An 18,160-nucleotide genomic window follows, 5' to 3' on the forward strand; every position below is an offset into this window, starting at 1 on the left:
GTTTATTCTACTGACCTTTTTAAAATTTCTTTTATTAATTCTGGAATGGACATATTATTTCGTTTAGCTTGATAAGCTAAAATTTCATGAATAACTATTTCATTGTCTGAAAATACTAATTCTAACCTTTTTTCATTTTTCATTGCAATATGGTTATATGAATCAGGAGAAGCCCAATAGCATGATTTACAAATATTTTCATCTTTCGATTTCAAAAAGTTCTCACAGTATTCACACGACCAACTTTTTGCTCTATTGCAAGAACGACAAAGAAGCATATACTTATCTAACTCATATTCGTACGAGGAATTTTCACCGATAACATCGTAAGGGATTTTATGGTCTGCTTGCAGATACCTAGTTTCGTAAGGCTCTGTACAGATATAACACTTTTCACCATGAATTTCAGCAAGTTCTTCTTTAATCCTTTTTTCCAAAGGTTTTCTACCTTCTAAAATTCCATTTCTTATCTTAGTAATGTCATCAAAAACATATGCAGCTATAGTGCGCCCTGTTTTTGGAGATTTAATAGATAAAGTTTTAATCGGAATTCCTCGGTCTTTGGCATCTTTTACAGCCCTAGGTCCATGACCATAACCGTATACATCCAGTAAATCTTCATTTGTGACATACCCATGTTCTTTTATATGATTTACAACAATTAGTGCACGTTTACTTTTAAGCTGTTTTATTAATTCTTCGATTTCATTTGGTATTTCTCTCTTGATATAGTAATCTAATGATTCTTCCAAGAATATTCCCTCCCATACTATATAGATAATAATACCATTTAAATAGAGCAGTATAGGGCTTTGAGCGTTAATTAATCGCATGATATAATTTAGACAAATTAAAGGAGAGGTTTTCATGGCAATTCCACATCCAATTCCTTATCAAGGCAGTAAAAGGAACTTGGCAAAGTATATTTTAGAATGTATCCCTAATAATGTTGAACGAATTGTAGAGCCATTTGCAGGTTCAGCCGCTATTTCAATAGCATGTGCAGACCAAAAAATAGGTAATCATTATTGGTTGAATGACATTAATGAACCTTTGGCTAAATTATTAAGTAAAATGGCATCCAATCCAAATGAGGTAATCCAAAGATACGAGTATATTTGGAATGGTCAGTTAGAAGGAGATTCAAAAGAGCACTATAATTTTATTAGAAGCGAGTTTAATAATACTCATGAACCAGAAATGTTATTATATCTGTTAGCTAGGTGTGTGAAAAATGCTGTTAGATATAATGAAAAGGGAGAGTTTAATCAAGGTCCTGATAATAGGAGAAAGGGTAAAAATCCCATTAAAATGGCTAACGATATTCAAGGTTATGGAGAGTTATTGCAAAATAAAATCACAGTTACTAGCTTAGATTATGTAGAAGTATTAAAGGATACCCAAACTTCTGATTTAATATATATGGACCCACCGTATCAAGGTACGAAAGGTTCAAGTAAACGTTATATTCAAGGATTAGATTTTGAGAAATTTATCGAAGCTTTAGAAGACCTAAATAAAAGAAATATTCCATATATAATTTCATTTGATGGAAGTACAGGTAATAAAATATATGGAAGCTCTTTGCCTGATTATTTAAATTTAAGGAGAATTAACTTAAATGCAGGTACATCTTCACAATCAACATTAACAGGAAATCCAGAACAGACTATAGAGGCTTTGTATATATCTAAAGATGTAAAAATAAGTGAAAATAAATTAAAGAAAATTCAATATTCATCATCACCAAAGCAACTGTCTTTGGAAATAGATTGAAATACTATAAAAAATTATAATCAGACTCAAATACCATAAAAGGTATTTGAGTCTTTTTGATTCTAAGGAGTACAAAATCATGAAAATAATAAAAAGCATAATTAAAACAGAGGTCACTTATGATGACGAAATGAAAAATAAGTACGTTGTTAGGAAAGAGTGGGATAAGAACAAGAGAAAAGCACTTGTATTGATGAAAAATGCAGGTCAAGCAGATGATATTGTGTTAGACCAAACAACAATGTATGTCGTTAACAACCTTGCAAAATTAGATTATGGTTCAGCTATTATTATGAATTTATTTCCGTCTATTGAAGAGCAAGATACAAACGAATCTGCTACTGAAAATTTGAAATGTGTTCAAGAAGAAGTTACAAAGGTAGACGATGTCATCATTGCAGTTGGTACAGGGGACGAAGTGGTTTCCATCCTCTTTATCCAGCTGTGAAAAATGAGTGGAAGTTAGTTCTGTATGACAATGTCATAATATGAAACTGTGATAGTGTAATGGATTATTGGAATGCCTTCGAAGCAAAGACCAATAATCCACTCTTTTTTTGTCTGTCTGAAAATGGGGTAAGGGTGTGAGTGAAAAGTAAAATCAACATGGTGTTTAAATGTTGAGATGATAAACAAATGAAAAAACTGTAGTAAGATAATCAATGAGAATAACTGAATTTTTTTGATTCTCTTCTCCCCCTATCCCCCCTAAGAATGGAGCGTAAGATAATGGACTTAAAAGAAACTGTTACTATGTACCAAATTTCAAAAGAACTTGCACTGGAAAGTAACTACAACTTCGTAAAAAGAGAAGTTGATGGAAATATAAAAGTAGTAGAAAACGAACGAAATGCTTTTGACAATTATAAGAAAGAACAGGTAAAAAAGCTGACCGAACTTCTCAAGGTTAAAGGGGTTGAAAAAAATGCCATAAAGAATGGTCGTGAATTTGCAATACCAATTGAATCAAAGGAATACATAAAATATTTACTTCTAAACTTTACTTCAAAATCAGTGAAAGTAATCAGGAAATGCGGACTTGAAGGTTTACCCTATTCTCAATGGAGTGAGTTGGTGAATGGGCTAGTTGAATATAGTACTAGGAATGTTAAGGATAGTAGTCAAAAAGAGAAAATAACGTTGGAAATTTTTTCGCAACATCAATATTTTTCAATTGAGAGGCATAACCGTTTAATTGATAAATTTAGCAGGTTGTTAAAAGAGGCAGAATTACGATATGGGACATTTGAAAATTTAGGTAATGAAAATATTAGTCCACAAAAAAAGAAGATATATGAAGTAAAAAATTATAGTGATGAATTATATGACTTTGATGACAGTGATTATAATGCTCGATTACTTAATGAAAATGATGTAATTGAACTGTATGACTATCTGGAAAAAAAGATTTACCAATGCTTTATGGAAGTTGGTGAAGTGGCGGATATGTTTAGCGAAATCCGTCATGAAGAGATTGAAGATAAGGTAATACAAGCTATTAGCAAAAATGAAAATCCTAATGATATAACCTATGATGATAGTAAAACAGTGTTGGAAAAAGCAATAAAAGAGCTTCATAAATAAGAATAATTACTTTAATTAGCTACCATTTTCATGGTGGCTTTTTTATTTCTAGATTAGGGGGGAAAAACTATTTTTTTTTCCCTACTAAATAATGTTTATATCCATTGGTATGATTTGTTACAGAAAGTCATTAGTGATTCCAAAATCATTAAAGAAAGAAATTTTATTATTAGGGGAGTGTAAAGCAATGCTAAGAAAACCTAAATATCCAGTACTAAGTCAACCTAATGAAGTTTATAGAAGTGTGCCAGTTCATGAAGAGGATGAAATTGAATCAATTAAAAATGGAACAGAAGAACCGTTTACTAATCAGTTTAATCTAGTTAAAAGCAATGATTTGGAAGAAGAACATAATAAATCAGTTGCCATAAAGAATTCTGCTATGGAACGTATCTTCACTTTTGGAGATGATTTTATTTCTACGGTAAGAACAGCAAAAATTGCTGAAGGTATATATGACTTTCGAATTGATGACATTGGGGTAAAGGAAAATGTGGACACACAATACGGAATGAAAGACCAGTATGTTATTAAATTTTCCCTTTACAGTGAGAAAACACAGCAAATTACACCATTAATAGTATTTTACAATATCTCATCCCATCAAAAATCGGAACTAATGATGTTCCTTAGTGCATTCAAAGAAGTATTTAAAGGTCAAAGAATAACGATGAATTATTTGATTGGCAAAACTGGACATGCAAAAATCTATCATGTGTTTTCAGAAGCTGGTAATGCCTTTGAAAAAATTGAAATTTTGAATGTTGAAAACCCGAATACATAAGGAGGGATTATTCCCTCCTGTTAAAAAGGAGCCCATATTAATGAAACAGAAAATAGAAGCTATACAGAAAGACGCATCACCTTATTTTTCTACCTATAAAGTACGCAAAGTAAGATTGTTTGAAGGAAGTGAAAGAACTAGAAAGCTACTTGAAGGCATTCATATGAAGGAACAACTTTCTATGTTAGTAACTGCTTTGGATATGCTTGTTGTTTCAGAAAGCCTTCAATATTTTAAGGCATTGCTTTATGGATTTAATCATACTCCTCACTATGAGTCTGCGGAGATATTTGATTTAGCAGAGAAAATTTCAGAAGTAATGATTCCTCCTGAATTGTTGGAAGAACTGCAACAGTTAATCCATATTAGTAGAGCGGAAGAACATGGCTTTATTTACAATGAAAAAAAGAATAGCTTTTCCTTCAATGCAAATATTTTTGCTAAGCACTTCGTTAGCCGTTGTCATGTTCGTTCTACAAAGGATGGACGACTATTCCTCTTTCATAGTAAAGGTATCTATGAAGAACCAACAGAGGTGGAGCTAGGAAAAGTAATTCGAACTCTGATGCATGAAGGGCGTTGGAGTAGTTGGAACAGTAAATCGGAAGCAGAAGCGGTTAAGGCATTATTACGAGAATCAGAAACAGTGGATGAGATGAACACCACGAGAAATTTCATCAATCTAAAGAATGGGATGTTGAGTCTAGATAGATTTGAACTTTTTCCTCATCATCCAAGCTATTTGTCAACGGTGCAAGTGCCAATTGACTATGACCCAGAAGCGGTTGCTCCAACTTTTATGCAATTTCTGAAGGAAATTACAAGAGATGATGAAGAACTCATTCGGGTTCATCAAGAGATTTTAGGCTATCTTTTATCTGCTGAAACAAAAGCAGAAAAGGCATTCTTTTTTTATGGTAGTGGAGCAAATGGTAAGAGTGTCCTTGCCGCCATCATTAGGAAATTGGTAGGGAAAGAGAATGCAAGTAGCATACCATTGGCTGATTTTGGTGAACAGTTTGGTCTTGAAGGTTTAATCAATAAAACAGTAAATATTGCTACTGAAAATGACTTGGGTGAGAATGCATTAAAAACTGAAAACTTTAAGGCTATTGTAAGTGGGGACACAATAACTATTAACATCAAATATCGCTCAGCTATAAGTTACAAACCATATTGTAAGCTTGTCTTTGTCTTAAATGCCTTACCCGACTCAAAGGATGTGACCAATGGCTTTTTTAGAAAGATATTTATTGTACCATTTAATCGGACATTCCAAACAAATGAACGAAATGTAGATTTAATACAGGAATTGACAAATGAACTTCCTGGTATTTTGAATTGGGCAATTAATGGTCTAAAGCGGTTAAGGGAAAATAACTATCAATTTAGCCAGTGTAGAGTAATCGAGGAATGCCAACGTACTTATTATGCTGAGCAAAATCCTGTTAAGGAGTTTTTCCTTGACCATATCGTTCTAAAGGAAGGGGTTCGAACGAAGAGGTCTGATTTTTACGATAAATATTTACAGTGGTTGAATATACAAGGAATAGACGACAAGAGGACAAAGTCCAGACAAATTTTTTGGAAATATTTCAAAATCATTATGGGTAATGAATCTATTCCAATTGTGGAAAAGAAGGTTAATGGAACAGTTTTCCTTGATGGTATGGAAATTGTAGGGTTAGAGAACACTCACGTACTTACAATGAACGGGGAAAGCATTCAATTTTAGGGGGCTAGGGGGAGTACAAAAATTAAAAGTTGGATGGAAATAGGTGGGAGGAAATGAATCAAAAGAAAAGTTTTCATTTTGCTTGCCACCTGACCCTCTCCTTAATCGAAGTAGAGGGAAGAAAATGAAGAACCGCTAAATAGAATCTATACAACAAACTTGACTATAGTAATCAAACTGAAACAAAGAAAAAAATAAATATATATTATAAAAGTGAGGCTTACATATGGAAGAAACAAATGAAGCGTTAGAGATACTAACATCCATGGTAATTCAATATTTGCAACAAACGAATACAGAGGAGGTAAAAGAAAGTGAAAGTAACGAATGACTTATATACAAAACGAGTCGCTATTTATGTTAGGGTATCCACCACAGAACAAGCAGAAGAAGGCTACAGTGCTGATGAGCAAACCCGTGTTCTTCGTGAATACTGTGAACTTCATGATTACACTGTGTATGATGAATACATAGATAGGGGAATTAGCGGTAAGAACATTTCAGGTCGTCCTGCAGTTCAGCGATTATTACAAGATGCAGAACAGAAGCAATTTGATGTTGTTTTAGTATGGAAAATGAACCGTCTAGCACGTAAAATGGTTGATTTAATGAATATTGTTGAATTATTAAATAGCAAAAACATCGCTTTCCGTTCCTACACAGAGAAGTATGAAACAGAATCACCAACAGGCAAATTACAGTTTCAAATGATGGCTGCTATTGCAGAGTATGAACGAAACAATATTGCTGAAAATGTAAAAATGGGTATGCTCGCTCGAGCAAAAGAAGGGCGTTGGAATGGCGGACAAGTGCTTGGTTACGATGTTGTAGCATTACCGAGTGAGAACAAAAAACGAAAAGATACACATCTTATTGTGAATGAAAAAGAAGCCAACGTTATACGAGTTATCTTCCAAATGTACACCTCTGGACATGGTTACAAATCCATTGCTAATTGTATCAACAAAAAGGGCTACCGAACAAAAAAGGGTAAAACCTTTTCATTGAATGCCATTAAAACTATTGTGACAAATCCTATTTACGCTGGGTACATTCGCTACAATGTACGCAGAGATTGGAACGAGAAAAGACGTAACAATATCAATCCGAATCCAGTTATTATTAAGGGTGAACATGAACCAATTATTTCAGAAGAAGTATGGAAAGTGGCTCAAAATATATATGAAAGTCGTTCCAGTAAACCAAACCGAGTACATGATGGCGAGTTTCCTTTAACGGGCATTTTGCGGTGTCCAGTATGCGGAGCTGGGATGGTCATTGGTCGTACAACAAACAAATTAAAAGATGGTACGAAAAGAGTATTAGAATACTATGTTTGCGGTGCCTGGAAAAATAAAGGGACATTAGTTTGTCGTTCTAATAGTGTCAGAACAGAGTACGCAGATTCCTTTGTATTAAACAAGCTACAAACACTAATGAAAAGTGACCAATTGATTGAACAGCTAGTTAAAAGCGTGAATCAACGTAACGAAAAGATGTTTGCACCTTTGCAAAAAGAATATGATATCTATGCTAAACAGTTGAAAGAGCTAGAGCAAAAAATGGCGAAAACATTTGATGCCTACACAGAAGAGTTGATTCCAAAGGCAATGTATATTGAAAAAGCAAAAATGTTAGAAGAACAAATTTTAGCGTTAAATGAATTGATGGAGCCTTTAAGCAATCAAATTCAAGGAAGTACGGTTAAGGGCATAGCGTATGAAATGATTAAAGAAGTTCTAATGAACTTTTTAAATGCCTTTCAGAATGCTTTGACGAGAGAGCAACGTAAACGACTATTACATCTAATCATTCACAAAATAACCATTGGGGAAGATAGAAAAATTGATAGCATTCAATTAAAGCTCAATGATGAAATATTAAAAGAACTAAAACTAGAGGTAGATGACTTGTCAGTTGATGAGTCATCTACCTCTTTTTCTATTCTCATTGCAATTTAAAAGACAAGAAGGAGTGTATAAACATGAGGTATTCCTATGAACGATTTTTAGTTGGTATGAAGCAATTTACAGAAGAGTCGATTCTGCTAAAAGACATTGGCTATGAGACAGTTGAATTATACAAGGAAGAAATGGACGAACGCTATTTTACAGTAGAAGAATGGTCACGATTACCTCAGATTTGTATGGTAACAGCTATCAGTTTTGTAACGGTAACTAACGATGAGTATATGATGTTGGATGTTTACGATGAGCAAAATTCTCAACATTTTAAAAGCGTTTGGATAAAAAATGGCGACAATTTAATGGGGAACAATTGAGGTTAATGAAAAGGAATCAAGAAAAGGAGGTGAACATGATGAAACTACCTATACCAACAACTAAAAATCCAATTGAGTTGTTTCAAGCTGGCGTATCTTTTGGGATATCCATGTATGCTTTGATTAAAGAAACAATGAAGAAAAAATGAAGTAACCATATCTATGATGGAAAAATTAATTACTAGTTTGTATGCAAATTGTTCCCTTAAGCAGAAGAGTGGATTTTACTTAGGAAAAGCCATTCAATAGTCGAAGTGCTTTTCAAATCTGAAAATGCAATATTTGATATAGAAATATTTTCAGAAAGGTGGGATGAATCCATGGATAGGAGTACATTAAACAGCTCTTGCTTTAATGGAGCTTATAAAGAATTCATTGAGTTAATTGGATATGAAAATACGCTAATCGTTCATGATTACTTTGCAGGGCAATATGTAACATTCCCTAAAAAATTATTATCAGAAGAGTATTTATATCAACAAATACTAAATGAATATGACGGAAAAAACGCAAAAGACTTAGCAAGAAAATATGGCTATTCCTACAGTTGGGTGATGAAAATATTAAAAAGAAACCTAAGAGGGATTGAGATACGACAATTTGGAGGAAAAAACCAATGGAAATATTAGCGTTAGTAATAGGCTTTATCATTGCCTTAGTATTTGTGAAGAATATCGGTGGCGGCTTTATTACATTCTTTGTTGTGTGGACAATTGCTATTATGTTGTCGGGAATTGTAATGGCTTTATTCGGTCTATTCTTTGGAGGATTTCTTTTTGTAGCGGTAATAGTAGCATTTATTTGGGTAGTTAAGAAAATCATTGTAGGTTGATAGGTGGGCAACTATGAAACAATTTTGGTTAATACTTGCGGTAATAGTAGCACTTATTATTACTATATTCTTTGGACATTTTTGGATTGTGTTTATTCGATTTGCAGTTATGATTATTTTCAGTCCGATTACATGGGTGATTTTAATTGTACTGTACTTTGTTAGTAAGAGATTAAGAGGATAGAAAAGAATAGATTATTTTAAAAGGGAATGGCTAATAGAAGCTATTCTCTTTTTATTTAGGTGTAAAATTGAAAGGGGGAAGGAAATTGCTATATTTTGTTTTAGGTACGGTAGTTGGAATAGCCTCTAGCTTAGTATCAGATGTTGTATCTTTAAAAAACAGATGATAGAAATTATGAAAATTGAAAAATATTCCTTCGTATTATAGAATAAGAACGAGTGTTTGTTTTACGTTTTATATTATATTTAAGAGGGTGTATTTATGGGGATAAATGAAACTAACTTAAAAAGACTTACAGAAAAAGACATTCAGCTTCAAAAGAAATTGACATATGCTAGAAAGAAAAGAGATTTAAAAGCCGATAAACTGCTAAAACTTTCAAGTAAGAGAAGTATAACGAAAATGGATATTCAAAAAATAGGGCAATATAATAAAGAATTACTAAAACAAGACAAAGATATTACATCGCTTGTTGAACAGATACGAAAAAATACTGAAGGTATGAACAGGTATAAAGGTCGGCTGGCAAAAGAGCAGGAAAAGCAATTTAAAACCATGCTAAAATCTATGGAATCACAAACGAGTACAAATGTAGAGTATTTAAACAGTTATTCTGAGATGTCGAAAAAATTAAATGAACTTTCATTAGATATTAAGCATTCAGTTAAAGATAAAGAAATAATAGAGTTTGATGTATTTCTATCACATTCAAGCCTCGATAAAGACATTTTTGTTTCAGAGTTATCGGAGAAGCTTAGTAATAAAGGATTGAAAGTTTTTGAAGATGTCAAGGTATTTAAAATAGGACAGAGTCAAACAGATATGATGAATATGGGGATATTGAATTCGAGGTTTGTTGTAATTTTCTTATCCAAAAACTTTATTGAAAGCGGTTGGTCACAATATGAATTCAAAAGCTTTTTAAATAGAGAAATTAATGAAAAAAGAGTGATTATCCTTCCTATCTGGCACGATGTTTCTGTGGATGAAGTTAGACAATACAACCCTTATATAGTTGATAAGTATGCGTTTAATACAAGTAAGCAGACATTAGAAGAAATGGTGAATCAAATTCATCAAGTTGTAATAGATTCATTAGATTAATAAAAAAACCTCACTTAGCCACATTACGGTGAACCGTATCACAAGTAAGTGCGGTTTATTCGAAATATAGGGAAAGCATCGTTCTAGATTTTAGAACGATGCTTTTTTAGTAATAAGCAGATATTAAAAAACACCCCTAAATGCCGCTTTATAGGAGTGTTTTTACATTTTTATATATGTTTAATTATAGAAATAGAAATTAGGTCCAATACATTGAAAAAAATGTGAACCCGTGGTAAATTTATATAGATAGACACTTTATAATTGAAAAGAGTATATTATCCCTATTTTAATTATAAAGTATTTTTTTTCTTTAGTCAACCCCTACATTTATATTTTTAAGGAGTGAATGCTATGAATTCGGAGTTTCAGCAGGAGCAAAAACGAGTGGACAATGTAATGGAGACCATTACAGAGCAAATTAGCAGATTGAAGGAAGAAACTTCGCAGCGCAAGAACGAAGTGATCAATATTCGCAAACATTTTTGGGATGAAATTAAGGTGAATATGGATACCTTCGACGATTTTCTTGAGACTGTCATCGGCTTAAGACAAGAAGCGCAAGCACTGTCCGTAAGCCAAAGCACCCATAAACATGCATCTAAGAGATTATCTACGCTGCACCGTATGCAGAAGGTTCCTTACTTTGGCCGAATAGATTTCATAGAAGAGGGAATGTCATCTCAGGAACAGATTTATATAGGAATCTCTTCGCTTATGGATAAAAGTGGCGAAGATTTCCTTATTTACGACTGGAGATCACCTATCTCCAGTGTCTATTACGATTACCAGCCCGGTCCTGCCCAGTATGCAACACCAGGAGGAGGCATAATCCAAGGGAAGTTGGAGAAGAAGTGGCAATATCTTATCCGCGGAAGTGTTCTTCAATCTATGTTCGATACCAGTCTCACTATTGGAGACGAGATTTTACAGCAGGTTCTTGGTCAAGGTACAGACAAACATATGCACAGTATAGTAGCTACTATTCAACAGGAGCAAAACCGGATTATCCGTCATGACCACAGGAGGCTGCTCATTGTTCACGGTGCAGCTGGCAGTGGTAAGACATCTGCCGCTTTACAGCGAATTGCATATTTGCTCTACAAATATCGAGATAGTCTGAATGCAGATCAAATTATTTTATTTTCACCTAATTCAATGTTCAACAGTTATGTGTCCAATGTACTACCGGAACTCGGTGAAGAGAATATGCAGCAGGTTACATTTCAGGAATACTTGGATCATCGGCTAAGTAAAAAGTTTCAGGTTGAAAATTCCTACGAGCAATTAGAATATGTTTTAACTGCAGTGAATACTCCTGCGCACAGGTCAAGAGTGACGGGCATCCGATTCAAAGCATCTAGCCGTTTTTTTGAGGTCATCAAGTCCTACAGAAAGTCGCTTGAGTTAAATGGCATGCTATTCAAGGGCATTAACTTCAGAGGAAAGCCGATTGTTACCGCCCAACAAATTGTAGAAAGATTTTATAACAGCGACACCTCGATCAACTTCCATAATAGACTTGAAAAGTTAAAGGAATGGCTCATGCAGCAAATTAAAGAAGCCGAAAAAATCGAACGGACGAAGCCGTGGGTACAGGAAGAAATTGAGCTGCTTAGCAACGAGGATTACCATAAGGCACATACCTACTTAGCGAAAAAGCGAGGCTTTGAAGGAGAAGCGATTGCTGATTTTGAGATGGAACCTGAAACACTTGCACGATTGATTGTTCATCAGAAATTGAAGTCGTTGCGAAAACGAATCCAAGCGTTTCATTTTATCGACATTAAGGAGATTTACAAGCAGCTTTTTGCAGATCCCGTGCAGATCAAACAGTGGATAGAGGGGGAAACACCCGCAGAGTGGGAGGATATTTGTCAAGTGACGCTAGAAATGCTAGACGAAGGCAAATTATTTTACGAAGATGCTACTCCGTTTTTATTTATGAAAGAGTTGATCCAAGGTTTTCAGACAAATCGTTCGATAAAGCACATACTTGTTGACGAGGCGCAGGACTACTCACCATTTCAATTTGAGTTTTTAAAGCGATTGTTTCCTTCTGCGAGGATGACTGTGCTAGGTGATTTTAATCAGGCGATTTTCGCACATGCCAGTGAAATGGCGGATTTTTACATCCTTAGCAGTATATACGGACAGGATGAAACGGAAATAATCAACATGACGCGCAGTTACCGTTCCACAAAGCCGATCATCGAATTTACACGTAAACTAGTCCCTAACGGCGAACAGATTGTTCCTTTCGAACGTGATGGCGGGGTGCCTGTGCTGACACAATTGTCTAATCGAGCAGAATTACACCGCTGCATTGCGTCTAAAGTCGAAGATTTGCAAAGACATGGCTATAATAGTATTGCCATAATATGCAAATCAGCCGAGGAAAGCAAGCGTGCTTATGAAGCCTTATCCAATATTGAAGATATTAAGCTCATAAAAAATGGCTCACCTGAGTATGAACAAGGAGTTGTTATCATTCCATCGTATTTATCCAAAGGCATCGAATTCGAAGCTGTCATCATCTATGATGCATCGGAGCTAATATATGGTGATGAGAGCCTGCGCAGAGTTTTCTATACTGCCTGCACCAGAGCGATGCATGATTTGCAGCTTTATAGCGTAGGTGAACCGAGCCCATTTTTGCACAACGCTTTGCAGGAAAGCCTCATTCAAATTTGACCTCATTGAACTTTAAAAACATTTCCTAATAGTGGGGTCAAAGTCAATAAAATGGCGAGTAATGAAAGAAAATGATGATCTTTAATTAACTACTATAATTAACTTAAACCTCATTTAATTACATTACGCTCAACCGTATCAAAAGTAAGGGTGGAAGTTAGAAAAAATAAATGGCTTCCATCGTAATGAATGCTTGTAATCAACAGAAAAAACTCAGAGAATGCGAAATTTATATTTGATTTTGCATTCTTTTTTTCTAAAAGAAGGAATGTTCATGTTATAATTGATAACGATTATCAATTAGGTATCATCGTAATGTGGAGGAGAAAAAATGGACAACGAGGTAATACATAACTACATAGTGCTGTGGGATCACGCAACAGTTAAGGTGCTAGATGTTCGCTATTTCATAATGGATGATGGAGAAAAGCTACCAACCTATCGTTTACCGACAAGTGCATTTTTGTTTGCGATGAATGGTAGTGCTAACATAACGTTGGATGGTAATGTACAAATAGTAAAGCCATTTCATGTTATGCATGGCGGTAAGGGCATGCACATTGAAATTACTGCCAATAACCATTTTGAATATTATATAATTTTCTATAAGGCGAGACTTCCTTTATACAGTAGTAAGAAGCTGATGCAACTGCTGGAGTACAATAGCCCCTTTCAAATACATTATGGATTTACTCCAAAGTATCCACTTACCCTGTTCGAAAATGTTAATCTTATGTATACGGAATGGCAGAAGGGAGGCGTTTTGGAAAGACTACATGTAAAATCAATATTTTATCGCTTCGTATATGAACTTCAACATCAAGTATATGAACAAAATAACAAAATAGAAAAATCTGATTTATCATCACAGGTAATGGGCTATGTACAGCAAAAATATAACCAGCCGATAACGCTGGAATCACTTTCTCAAGATTTGAATTATAGTGCACAGTATTTATCTAGAACATTTAAGCACCAGACAGGACAAAGCCCGATAGCATATTTAATAAAGGTAAGGATGGAAAAAGCACAGAAGTTGCTTTTGTATACAAATGCAACAGTGCAAGAAATTGCAGAGCATGTAGGATACTCAGATCAGTTTTATTTCAATCGTACATTTAAAAAGTATACAAGTGTGACACCAGGGAACTTTAAGAAGCATACACTTGAAAAGCAAAAGGTATTAGATTCTCCATATCATAGGTACGGATTTTCCATTGTGAATAAAAATTCCAACCATTATAGTTTGATTGATGGTGATAATCATTATCAATATGGTGGAGAGGAAGATTTATTGATGTTTAAGGGTCGAAAAGCATCTTTACTAGCAACATTATTGTTGTGCTTTACTTTATTATTTAGTGGCTGTTCGAACGAGGGGAGTACGAATACAGGTGCAGTTATTCAAGGTCAAAGTGAAACAACAAATATAGAAACCTATACATATAAAGGGGCAAATGGGGAAGTGGAAATTCCAAAAAATCCTCAACGTATTATAGTTGTGGCAAATAACCATGTTGGCTATCTCCTAGCGTTAGGTATAACACCCGTTGGTATGTCAGATTGAGCATTAAGTAATCCATTCTTTGAGGGGAAAATTGATGGTGTTGAAAGCTATGGAGATAGTTCATCATTGGAAAAAATAGTAGATTTGAAGCCTGATTTAATATTTACATTAGATAATATGGAAAATCTAGATAACATCGAGAAAATTGCACCAACAATTGCTATTAAGTACGGTGATAAAGATTATAGAGAGCAACTACTTGAGTATGGAGAAATACTTGGGAAAGAAAAAAAGGCACAGGAGTGGATTGCCAACTGGGATGAAAAAATAGCAAAATATAAACCATCCATTCAAGGGATTGTAAGTGATCAAAAGGTTTCCATTCTTGGAGGAACTGCTAAATCAATTGGGGCGTTTGGAGATTTTTATGGTAGAGGTGGGGAAATCATTTACAAAGAATTTAACCTGAAAGCGCCAGATATTATTCAACAAGGGGCAATTGATAGTAAAGAAGGCTATTACTCACTTTCACTCGAAAAGCTTCCTGAATATGCAGGGGATTATCTGTTTATTTCAGAGAACTTAGAACAAGAAATAAAGGAAAATGTTTTATATCAGAGTCTTCTGGTTGTAAAAAATAATAGGGTATTTCCTATAGATGAAGATGCTTACTATTTTAATGACCCTATTTCCTTAGAGCAGCAGTTAGAGGAAGTTGTAAATCTTTTTAAAAGTACACAATAAGGGATAATAAAAGTGTCATACCAACCGTTTCTGCCCTTATGATAATGCAGTGGCTGAAGCGATGTTTAAGGTATTGAAAGCGGGACACAGGGCTATTTAACTCCGGTGGAATTCAAGCAGCAGTCCTTCTAAAAGTTGTTTAAATGGCCCCGATCGTAATGAATGCTTGTAATCAACAGAAAAAACTCAAAGAATGCGAAATTTATATTTGATTGCGCATTCTTTTTTCTAAAAGAAGGAATTTAACAATACTGCTCGAACTATGGAGATAGAAGGGGAATGAACAAATTTAGAATAGTTTAATAAACTAGTAGATACCCTAAAAGCTACCCATTTTTGAATAAGAATGAGAAAAATATGTATTAATAACAAGGGGAAAAGAGAGGTTCATAATGATTCAATTCCAGAAAGATAATATTACTGTTTTTCAAAGTGCATTATATATGACTACATCGGCAATAATTCAAACTAATGACGCTGTAATTATGACAGATCCTAATTGGTTACCAAATGAAGTTGAAGAAATTAAGCGCTATATAAACAAGATTATAGGTGATAAACAGCTTTATATTATTTACACACATAGTGATTTTGACCATATTATTGGATCTGGTGCCTTTCCAGCAGCTAAGGTAATCGCATCTAAAGAATTTGATGAAAATCTAGACAAAGAAGAAAGCATAGAAAGAATTAAAAATTTTGACCAGAAATATTATTTGAAAAGAAGCTATACACCCATATATCCAACAGTAGATATTGTTGTTTCAGAGGATGGACAAAAATTAGATTTGGATTCGGTAACCATGACATTTTATAAAGCACCTGGTCATACAAATGATGGTTTGTTTACAGTGATTGAGCCCTGTGGTCTTTTTCTTTCAGGAGATTACTTGTCAGAAATTGAGTTTCCGTTTATTTTCAGCAACTATAAAGACTATGTGAATACTGTCAATAAAGCTGAAAATATTTTGCTTAATCATCAAATAACAACGCACATACCTGGACATGGTACGACAACACAAAATTTACAGGAAATTGAAAAAAGGATAAACTGTTCGAAGTATTACTTAAATCAACTACTTCATGATAACGGAGAGTTAGAAAGATATTTAAGTAAGGAGTATCCATTTTTTGAAGGTATGAAAGGAATTCATACTAACAATAAGGAGATGGCAAATCAAGAATTTTAAGAAAAAGATTGTGACAAATATGATTTCGAAGAAAGTACTTAATAAATTGGCGATTTATCTGGGGAAAACAGTCTGACTAAATAATAAGTTAGGCTGTTTTTTGATTGTAAATTACTCTTTCTTTAGATGATGTATCAATAGTCCAAGAATTCATTAAAACGTTCCTTAATTCGTGCATATTTTCAGGACATTTTACGATACTATGTCTAGATATTTATCTAATTGGCACAGAAGGGAAGAGGCGTAATTGGCTAAGCACTCAGATACAAGCTGGAAACAGGATCATCCAAGTACTCTGTTTAGCAACTCTGTTCAAAAGGCAGAGCGTTTGCTGAAGCATGCAAAGTCACATCCGGAGGAGATAGCGATTGAGCATGCTTTCGATCAAATAGAACATGCAGAAAATGCTCGATTCAATGCAGAACAATATGGTGAACATCTGGATACAGTTCAACAAAATAATGAATACTTAGAGGAGATCAAACAACAATTACACGACATGCGAGAGATCGTAAAAAAGCAGTAAGGCAATGACCTACGCCATTGTGAAACTTGCTGTCAATTTGACAGTCGAAATAAATGAAACGGTTTGAGCCTTATAATGGACTCAAGCCGTTTCATTTTCTGGTTTACCTATATAGTTGGCTTTCAGAGAACCTAGTTATAGCGACTTTCAGTGATATGTTGCCCAGATGAGAGACGTGTTTTTTAGCTAACACCAGACGATTATTTCATACGGCGTAGTTTGTGCAGGAATACTCCTTGTAGTTGGGCCATAGATGACAATTAAGTTTCGATTAGCAGGATTTTTTGAAAAAGGCTGCCCATTTTTAAGTAAGATAGGGGTATAGGGAGACAGATTTAATTGTAATTGACCATCACTACTCACCAATTGGCTATTAAAAAAGTCTACTTTCACATTTTGATTGTTGTTTTCCTTTACAACGATAATTGCTCGATATTGCGGAGGATATATCATAGGTACAGGTACATCGCCATCATAATAGCCAGTAATAAAATCACCAAGAGACACAATTTCTTGGTTTACAAAGTAAGTAGAAGGTGAGACCACAAAATTGACGATGCCACCAGTACCATCTTCTACCGTCAGTAGTTTATAACATCCTTCTCCTTCCCCATTTTGCCCGATTGTAAAATCATTCATCTGTGTAACAATCCCACGAAAAGATATAAAATTTACCATAGCCATTCCTTTCTTTATAAAATCTCAAACGATCATTGGTAAGCCATGTTTATCTAAATGGAAAAATAATTTGATTTGAATTCAATCTATCGTAAAATGAGTACCTTTAGTACAGTATGTAACATATCCAATATGGGTGACAGATGAAACACAAAGGATGAAATTATATTTTACTTAATCATTACATAGGGGAGCTGGCAAATAATCAATTTTTAAATAATAGAAAATATTCGCGTAACTGTGAATCCTACCACGTATTCACAAGTAATAGACTAGCAGGGCAAGTCAAAGCTTAACTCTTTGCGAAAAGGCTTTGATTTTGTATGTCCATAGAATAGTTTGCGCGGATTTCCTACTCTTTATCACCTTTTAAATAGATAACAACTGTTATATAATAGAGGCGATTCTAATGTAAGAATAATTGTAATACACAATGAGGTTGTTAAGACAGAAAAGGTATGTGACTATTTACTCCTTAGCTTGCTGAAACACCTAAGCAGGAGCGCCTACATTCTTTCTGCGAATATTGGTATAAGGATGG

The 18,160-nt window shown here is 34.3% G+C and carries 18 protein-coding genes; 16 read left to right on the top strand and 2 right to left on the bottom strand.

Annotation, left to right across the window (positions count from 1 at the left end; translation table 11 throughout):
- Positions 1-2: 2 nt before the first annotated feature.
- Complete coding sequence (locus ACOMCU_RS21990) at positions 3-752, bottom strand: HNH endonuclease (RefSeq protein ID WP_421051395.1); 750 nt, start codon at positions 750-752, stop codon at positions 3-5.
- 115 nt (positions 753-867) lie between these two features.
- On the opposite strand from ACOMCU_RS21990, the gene ACOMCU_RS21995 reads away from it, so the two are divergent.
- From ACOMCU_RS21995 to ACOMCU_RS22070, 16 genes are all read left to right on the top strand, one after another.
- The gene (locus tag ACOMCU_RS21995) at positions 868-1,776 is read left to right on the top strand and encodes a Dam family site-specific DNA-(adenine-N6)-methyltransferase (RefSeq protein WP_421051396.1); all 909 of its coding nucleotides are present in this window, start codon (positions 868-870) and stop codon (positions 1,774-1,776) included.
- A 79-nt stretch (positions 1,777-1,855) separates the two neighbouring features.
- Positions 1,856-2,224 carry a DUF1643 domain-containing protein gene (locus ACOMCU_RS22000; RefSeq protein WP_421051397.1) on the top strand — a complete coding sequence of 123 codons (369 nt, stop codon included), beginning with the start codon at positions 1,856-1,858 and terminating at the stop codon, positions 2,222-2,224.
- 281 nt (positions 2,225-2,505) lie between these two features.
- A complete protein-coding gene (locus ACOMCU_RS22005) occupies positions 2,506-3,360 on the top strand; it encodes a hypothetical protein (RefSeq protein WP_421051398.1) in 855 nt (284 codons plus the stop codon).
- Positions 3,361-3,493: 133 nt separating this feature from the next.
- Positions 3,494-4,144 carry a hypothetical protein gene (locus ACOMCU_RS22010; RefSeq protein ID WP_421051399.1) on the top strand — a complete coding sequence of 217 codons (651 nt, stop codon included), beginning with the start codon at positions 3,494-3,496 and terminating at the stop codon, positions 4,142-4,144.
- Positions 4,145-4,184: 40 nt separating this feature from the next.
- The gene (locus tag ACOMCU_RS22015; protein ID WP_421051401.1) at positions 4,185-5,879 is read left to right on the top strand and encodes a DNA primase family protein; all 1,695 of its coding nucleotides are present in this window, start codon (positions 4,185-4,187) and stop codon (positions 5,877-5,879) included.
- 314 nt (positions 5,880-6,193) lie between these two features.
- Positions 6,194-7,840, top strand: a complete 1,647-nt coding sequence (locus ACOMCU_RS22020) for a recombinase family protein (RefSeq protein WP_421051402.1) — start codon at positions 6,194-6,196, stop codon at positions 7,838-7,840.
- A gap of 23 nt (positions 7,841-7,863) precedes the next feature.
- Positions 7,864-8,160: a hypothetical protein gene (locus tag ACOMCU_RS22025; protein WP_421051403.1), complete on the top strand. Its 297-nt coding sequence runs from the start codon at positions 7,864-7,866 to the stop codon at positions 8,158-8,160.
- Positions 8,161-8,480: 320 nt separating this feature from the next.
- Complete coding sequence (locus ACOMCU_RS22030; RefSeq protein WP_421051404.1) at positions 8,481-8,789, top strand: Mor transcription activator family protein; 309 nt, start codon at positions 8,481-8,483, stop codon at positions 8,787-8,789.
- The gene (locus tag ACOMCU_RS22035) at positions 8,777-8,992 is read left to right on the top strand and encodes a hypothetical protein (RefSeq protein ID WP_421051405.1); all 216 of its coding nucleotides are present in this window, start codon (positions 8,777-8,779) and stop codon (positions 8,990-8,992) included. The genes ACOMCU_RS22030 and ACOMCU_RS22035 overlap by 13 nt, the downstream gene beginning before the upstream one ends.
- Before the next feature lie 13 nt (positions 8,993-9,005).
- Positions 9,006-9,176, top strand: a complete 171-nt coding sequence (locus ACOMCU_RS22040) for a hypothetical protein (RefSeq protein WP_421051406.1) — start codon at positions 9,006-9,008, stop codon at positions 9,174-9,176.
- Positions 9,177-9,437: 261 nt separating this feature from the next.
- A complete protein-coding gene (locus ACOMCU_RS22045) occupies positions 9,438-10,280 on the top strand; it encodes a toll/interleukin-1 receptor domain-containing protein (RefSeq protein ID WP_421051407.1) in 843 nt (280 codons plus the stop codon).
- A 354-nt stretch (positions 10,281-10,634) separates the two neighbouring features.
- Positions 10,635-12,974, top strand: a complete 2,340-nt coding sequence (gene helD, locus ACOMCU_RS22050; RefSeq protein WP_421051408.1) for an RNA polymerase recycling motor HelD — start codon at positions 10,635-10,637, stop codon at positions 12,972-12,974.
- 331 nt (positions 12,975-13,305) lie between these two features.
- The gene (locus ACOMCU_RS22055) at positions 13,306-14,541 is read left to right on the top strand and encodes a helix-turn-helix domain-containing protein (RefSeq protein ID WP_421051409.1); all 1,236 of its coding nucleotides are present in this window, start codon (positions 13,306-13,308) and stop codon (positions 14,539-14,541) included.
- A gap of 30 nt (positions 14,542-14,571) precedes the next feature.
- Complete coding sequence (locus tag ACOMCU_RS22060) at positions 14,572-15,225, top strand: ABC transporter substrate-binding protein (RefSeq protein ID WP_421051412.1); 654 nt, start codon at positions 14,572-14,574, stop codon at positions 15,223-15,225.
- A gap of 392 nt (positions 15,226-15,617) precedes the next feature.
- Positions 15,618-16,415 carry an MBL fold metallo-hydrolase gene (locus ACOMCU_RS22065; RefSeq protein WP_421051410.1) on the top strand — a complete coding sequence of 266 codons (798 nt, stop codon included), beginning with the start codon at positions 15,618-15,620 and terminating at the stop codon, positions 16,413-16,415.
- Positions 16,416-16,662: 247 nt separating this feature from the next.
- The gene (locus ACOMCU_RS22070; RefSeq protein ID WP_421051411.1) at positions 16,663-16,941 is read left to right on the top strand and encodes a hypothetical protein; all 279 of its coding nucleotides are present in this window, start codon (positions 16,663-16,665) and stop codon (positions 16,939-16,941) included.
- 186 nt (positions 16,942-17,127) lie between these two features.
- Here ACOMCU_RS22070 and ACOMCU_RS22075 read toward each other — a convergent pair whose 3' ends face one another.
- On the bottom strand, positions 17,128-17,619 hold the full coding sequence (locus tag ACOMCU_RS22075; protein ID WP_010860698.1) for a hypothetical protein: 492 nt from the start codon (positions 17,617-17,619) through the stop codon (positions 17,128-17,130).
- Positions 17,620-18,160: the final 541 nt, after the last annotated feature.

The organism is Lysinibacillus sp. UGB7, assembly GCF_049058285.1.
In the GTDB taxonomy this organism is placed as follows: Bacteria; Bacillota; Bacilli; order Bacillales_A; family Planococcaceae; genus Lysinibacillus; species Lysinibacillus sphaericus_B.